This is a genomic window from Devosia sp. (assembly GCF_036406155.1).
Lineage (GTDB): Bacteria > Pseudomonadota > Alphaproteobacteria > Rhizobiales > Devosiaceae > Devosia_A.
Genome location: NZ_DASWVV010000094.1, coordinates 1 through 5,351 on the forward strand (window position 1 = coordinate 1; position 5,351 = coordinate 5,351).

Consider the following 5,351-nt stretch of genomic DNA (forward strand, 5'->3'; position numbering starts at 1 on the left):
GCGGCGTTGTTGACGAGGATGTCGAGCCGACCCTTCTTCTCGATGGCGCCGTTGATGAGGCTGGCGATGTCGGCGTCGATGGAGACATCGCAGTGGACGTAGTCCGCCGATGCGCCGCCCTGCCGGAGCGTGTCAACGACGGCCCTGCCTTTTTCGTCGTTGATGTCCGACGCGAACACATGGGCGCCCTCCCGCGCCATCGCCTCGCTGATGGCGTGGCCAATGCCATCCGCGGCACCGGTCACAACGGCGATCTTTCCCTGCAAGCGTCCCATGCTGATGTCTCCTATTTGGCTCGGCGTTTGAGTTCGTCGAAGGCGACCGCCGCAATGATGATGAGACCGGTTGTGACCAGTTGCCACTCGGTGGCAAGGTTCAGCATCCCGAGACCATTGGCGAGAAACGACAGGATCAGCACACCCAGAGCCACGCCGAACAGGCTCCCGATCCCCCCCGCGAGGCTGACCCCGCCAAGCACTACGGCAGCTACAACCTGAAACTCGAAGCCAAGCCCCGCGACGTGAACAGCCGACCCGAGCCGCGACGACAGCAGGATCCCTGAAATGCCGGCGAGCAGCGAACAGATCACGAAAGCAAAGAACTTGACGCGCTTGACGTCGTACCCGGCAAGCCGCGCCACCTCGGGATTGCCCCCCACCGCGTACAGCTTGCGGCCAAAGGGGCGATGGCGCATCAGGTAGATGAAGCAGACGAGGAGCACGAGGGCGACCAGTGCCGGGTACGGAACGGCTCCGAGAAGACGGCCGTTGCCCAGCTGGTAGAAGCTTTCGAGCATGACGTCGTCGGGGATCGCCTTCTGGCCCGTGTAGAGGTAGATGCCCCCACGGATCACGAACAGGGATCCGAGCGTGACAATAAGCGAATTGATGCCCAGATATGCGGCGAGGAAGCCATTTATCGCGCCGACGCAAAGCGCCAGGAGCAACGCCCCCGCGATGCCTAGCTCCAGGGAACCCGTGGCGTTCATGATTACCACAAGGGGAATGCCAACAGCGCCAGCAAGCGAGCCAATGGAGACGTCGATTTCACCTGCAATGACCAGCAGGCCGAGCCCGAGGCCCGCCACCATGGCCAGCGAAGCCTGACCAAGCACGTTGGTAATGTTGCGGGGGGTAAGGAAGCTCCCGGACGTCAGGGAAAAGAAGACAATCAGCACCGCGAGCGACAGCAACAAAGCGAACTCGTTGCGTCGGACCAGGGCCCGCAGCAATTCGACGAGGCTCTTGGGACCGGCCGCAGCGGACAGGCTAGGCGATTGCGGCATTGAGTATCTTCTCCTGGGTGGCCTCGTCGCGTGACATGGTGGTTGTGATCCTCCCCTCCGCCATCACCGCGATGCGATCGCTGAGGCCGAGCAACTCGGGCATTTCCGACGTCATCATGATGACGGCCAGCCCCTGGGCGGCGAGTTCGTCGATGAGCGCGAAGATCTCTGATTTCGCCCCGACGTCGATCCCCCTTGTCGGTTCGTCGACAACGATGACCTTGAGGCCGCGCATCAGCCAACGGGCGAGCAGCACCTTCTGCTGGTTGCCGCCCGAGAGGTTCTTGATCTGCTGACCGAGGCCGGGCGTCTTGATGCGGAATCGATCGACGAAGGCCTGCACGGCGCTCCTCTCGCGCGGCTCGTCGACGAAGCCGGCGCGGGCGAACTGATCGAGCGATGCCAGGCTGGTGTTTTGCAGCACGGGGAGTTCGAGCATCAAGCCTTCAGTCTTGCGATCTTCGCTGAGCAGCCCGATGCCGAGGGCGACGCCGGTCTGTGTGGTATGTGGGCTCAATGGACTGCCGGCGATGGTAATGCGACCGGTGCGGATCGGATCGTAGCCGACAATCGCCTTGGCGAGCTCAGTCCGCCCCGCTCCCATCAAGCCAAAGAAGCCGAGCACCTCTCCGGCACGCGCCTCGAAGGAGACGTCTTTGAGCTTGTCTGTCGACAGCCCCTCCACCTTGACCACCACTTCGTCGCGCGCCACTCCGCGGGAGCGTGGGAAGAGGTTATCGATGCGGCGGCCGATCATGTCCTGGATGAGGCTATCGTGCGTGTGCTCGCGAACCGGCGTCGTCGAAATGTGATGGCCGTCGCGCAGCACGGTGACCGTGTCGGCAATTTCGAAGATCTCATCGAGCTTGTGGCTGACATAGACCACGGCGATGCCGAGAGCGGCGAGGCGCCGGATCACCCCGAACAGCAGGGCGACCTCATGGGGGGTGAGCGAGGATGTCGGCTCGTCCATAACGACAATCCGCGCTTCGTGGGCGAGGGCACGGGCGATCTCGACCATCTGCTGCTGACTGACGGGCAGGTCGCCGACCTTCGCCGCCGGGTGGATGTTGAAGCCGATGCGTTCGAAAAGCGCGGCAGCCTCGCGGCGGATCTTTTTCCAGTCGATCGAGCCCGCGCCGTTGACGGGGTACTGCTCAAGGAAGATGTTCTCGGCGACGGTGAACTCCGAGATGAGTGCGATCTCCTGGAACACCACCTTGATCCCCTGCCGCAGCGCGTCGCGGGGCGATCGCAGGTCGGCCTCCACTCCGCCGATGCGGATGGTGCCTGCGTCCTTCTGGTAGACCCCGGCGAGGATCTTGATGAGCGTCGACTTGCCGGCGCCGTTTTCGCCCATCAGGGCATGTACCTTGCCCGGCTCGAGCGTCAGGCTGACATTCTCGAGGGCCAGCACCCCGGGAAAACGCTTGCCGATGCCAACCATCTCCATTGCTGGCACCCCTTGCTCGGGGGTGGCCTTCTCCAGTGCGGCGCTAGCGGGCATCGGCGCGCCTCCGCAGCAGGTCGAGATAGGTGGCGAGCACGATGACGACCCCCGGCACGACCATCTGCAGGTTCTGGTCCCAGCGCAGGATGATGATGCCGTTGTCGATAACCTTGAGAATGAGCACACCGAGCAACGTGCCGAGCAGGGTGCCGCGCCCCCCAAGCAGGCTGGTGCCCCCAAGAATAACCGCCGCAATGACGGTGAGTTCGAAGCCGCGGCCCGCCGTCGGCTGACCCGTGTTCATGAGCGATGCGAGGATGAGGCCGGCCAGGCCGGTGAGCAGGCCGGTAACAACGAAGACGATTAGCTTGAGGGACTCGGGCTGCTTGCCGGAAAGACGGGCCGCGCGTGCATTGGCACCCACGGCGTAGATATAGCGCCCGATCGTCGTGAAGCGCAGCACGATGTAGGCAACCACGAACACGCCGGCGGCGATGATCACGGGCAACGGGATCGGCCCGAGATAGCCCGTGGAAATCTCGGTGAAGGCGGGCTGCTGGTGTTTGTTCTGGACCGCCTCGCGCGTGTAGAGGAATACGCCACCTTGCAGGATCATCATGGTGGCGATGGTCGCAATCAAGGAGTTCACCTTGAGGCGCGTCACGACGAGCCCGTTGAAGAGCCCGACAACCCCCCCGAACAGGATGCCTGCCAACGCCCCGAGGAACACGCTGCCCGTCTTGTTGGTCACATCCATGGCGACGCAGCCGGAAAAGGCGAGTGACGCGCCCACCGACAGGTCGACCTCTCCGGCGATCAACAGCATGGTCATGCCGGCGCCGACGATCAGCACCAGTGAGCATTGCCGGAGGATGGCGATTACGTTTTCGACGGAATAGAACTGCGACGCGGCGAGCGAGATGCCGATGCACAACGCGAGGAGCAGGAGAACCAGAACGATTTGGCTGTTGTCGGTGAGCCTGCTGGGCATGGCCCCCGCACCCGCCGGCTGGGTGACGTCACTCATCTCAACCCCGTGGTGACATGGAAACGGCCGGGGCGCCGCAGCGTCCCGGCCCGGAAAGTTCGCAGCCTAGAGATCGGCGGCCGTCTTCATGCACTTGTCGGGCGGCTGCAGGGCGTTGACGCTATCCCAATTGATCGTGCGTGTCGTACCCTCGACCGAATAGAACTGCTTCCAGGCGTCCTTGCCCACCATCGGCGCCGTCGGCGAGACGATGTGCTCGGGCACGGTCTCGTTGTTGAACAGCTTGACGGCGGCGTCGATCGAGGTGAAGCCGACCTTCTCCGGGAACATCGCGGCCTCGATCCGGTAGGAGGGCTCGGTGTCCATCATGTTGATGAAGCCCAGCCCCTCACCTCCGGTGCCGACCACGAGCAGACCATCCTGCGAGCGGCCGCTCGCCTTCCAGGCCTGCAGGCCACCCTGCGAGGAGGAGTCGTTGATGCCATAGATGATGTTGATGTCACTGTTCTGAGCGAGCGCCGCGGCGGAGACTTCCAGCGCGCGGTCGGGGTTACCACCGCCGTCGAGGTCGTGCACCATCGTGGCCTCGGGGATGATGGTCTTGAGCCCGTCCATGAAGCCGTTTGAGCGCAATACGGTTGCCGACAGCAGTGGCAGGCCGACATTCATTACCTTGGCGACGCCGCCCAGGTTCTCCTGCGCGTATTTGCCCGCTTCGACGCCCGCATGGTAGCCGGTGTCATAGTCGCAGATCGCGACCATGGTGGTCATGCCCTTTACGGGATTGCCCTCCAGGACGAGCGGCAGCCCCTCTTCCTTGGCCCGACGGACCAGGGGAACGACGCCTTCCTCATTCACCGGCGTGATGATGAGAACGTCGACGCCCTGGGACATGAAGTCCTCGGCCATGGCAACCTCGCGGGCAACGTCAAGGTTGGCGTCACGCACCTCGAATTCGATGCCGAGCTGCTGGGCACGGTCCTGCATGCCCTTGATGACGTTCTGATACCACTCGTGCGTGGCGTAGTTGGTGACGTAGCCGATTTTCTTCGGCAACTCAGCAGACATCGCAGACGCCGACATCACCGCGACCGCGGCCGACGCTGCGAGCAAGGTAGCCATAAATCTGTTCATTGTGTTCCTCCCCATCTCGGGCTGTTGACGACCCCCGGCCTATTGTGAGGGCGCGGGTAGCGCCTGGTCTCTGGCGGCCTTCGCCGTACTCCGGCCGTTGACCGGATATGGGTACTAATATATTAGTGTGCACACCTTGTCCAGCGCTCGAGGCGCACCTGCAACAGATGTCCAACACCTCGCCAACGCCCCGCCTGCGGCCCCGGTCCACAGCGCAAAACGTGTACGAGTTGCTGCGCAACGACATCGTGCTGGGCGTGCTTCGGCCACTGGAACCCATCCGCGAGGCGGAGCTTTCAGAACGCCTGGGGGTGTCGAGAACGCCCGTGCGCGAGGCCTTGCTGAGGCTTGCCAGCCTGGGGCTCGTCGACATTTACCCGCAGAGTGGAACACGGGTGGCACCAATCCGGCTGGAAAAGGTTCGGGCAGCCCAACTGATTCGCGAGGCAGTTGAAGTGGAAGTCATCAGGCGTGCCTGCGAAACCATCACCGAC

General features: G+C 63.3%; 6 protein-coding genes. 1 reads left to right on the forward strand and 5 read right to left on the reverse strand.

What is annotated here, in order from left to right; all coding sequences use genetic code 11:
• The 5 genes from VGD93_RS06000 to VGD93_RS06020 all read right to left on the reverse strand — a co-directional run.
• Positions 1 to 275: SDR family NAD(P)-dependent oxidoreductase (locus tag VGD93_RS06000; protein ID WP_395010192.1), on the reverse strand; the 275-nt coding region annotated here is incomplete at its 3' end.
• A gap of 11 nt (positions 276 to 286) precedes the next feature.
• The gene (locus VGD93_RS06005; RefSeq protein ID WP_395010194.1) at positions 287 to 1,285 is read right to left on the reverse strand and encodes an ABC transporter permease; all 999 of its coding nucleotides are present in this window, start codon (positions 1,283 to 1,285) and stop codon (positions 287 to 289) included.
• The gene (locus tag VGD93_RS06010) at positions 1,269 to 2,792 is read right to left on the reverse strand and encodes a sugar ABC transporter ATP-binding protein (protein WP_395010196.1); all 1,524 of its coding nucleotides are present in this window, start codon (positions 2,790 to 2,792) and stop codon (positions 1,269 to 1,271) included. Before VGD93_RS06010 ends, VGD93_RS06005 begins: the two co-directional genes overlap by 17 nt.
• The gene (locus VGD93_RS06015) at positions 2,782 to 3,762 is read right to left on the reverse strand and encodes an ABC transporter permease (protein WP_395010198.1); all 981 of its coding nucleotides are present in this window, start codon (positions 3,760 to 3,762) and stop codon (positions 2,782 to 2,784) included. The genes VGD93_RS06010 and VGD93_RS06015 overlap by 11 nt, the downstream gene beginning before the upstream one ends.
• Before the next feature lie 66 nt (positions 3,763 to 3,828).
• The gene (locus VGD93_RS06020; RefSeq protein ID WP_395010200.1) at positions 3,829 to 4,845 is read right to left on the reverse strand and encodes a sugar ABC transporter substrate-binding protein; all 1,017 of its coding nucleotides are present in this window, start codon (positions 4,843 to 4,845) and stop codon (positions 3,829 to 3,831) included.
• Between the two features lie 233 nt (positions 4,846 to 5,078).
• Here VGD93_RS06020 and VGD93_RS06025 point away from each other — a divergent pair.
• Positions 5,079 to 5,351, forward strand: a 273-nt coding sequence (locus VGD93_RS06025; protein WP_395010203.1) for a GntR family transcriptional regulator, incomplete at its 3' end; no start/stop codon positions are given.